This is a genomic window from Arthrobacter sp. Y3223164 (genome assembly GCF_059091005.1).
This window is the reverse complement of the sequence record NZ_JBNHGF010000965.1, coordinates 1-306: the sequence shown is the minus strand read 5'-3', so window position 1 is coordinate 306 and position 306 is coordinate 1. Positions and strand designations below refer to the sequence as shown.

Genomic DNA, 306 nt, shown 5'->3' with positions numbered 1-306 from the left:
GACCTCGACCGGACCGTGGCCGGGCTGGGAGCCGACGGCGGCGCGTACCGGCAGTTGATGGAACCGCTCGTCGCGCGGACCGATGCGCTGCTGGAGTTCACCATGGACCAGCTCCTCCAGGTGCCCGCGAGCCCGGTGACGGCCTTCCGCTACGGGCTCCGCACCCTGGAGCAGGGCTCTCCCGCCTGGAACCTGCGCTTCAAGGAACAGTTCGCACCGGCGCTGCTGACCGGCGTCGCCGCGCACACCCCCGGCGGGGTGCGCCGCCTCTCCTCCGCGGGCGCGGGGTTGATGCTTGGCGCGCTC

The 306-nt window shown here is 73.5% G+C and carries 1 pseudogene; it reads left to right on the top strand.

Features of this window, described 5'->3' with window-relative positions:
- A pseudogene (locus AC5RUJ_RS18940) lies at nt 1–306 on the top strand (dehydrogenase); the annotation flags it as partial.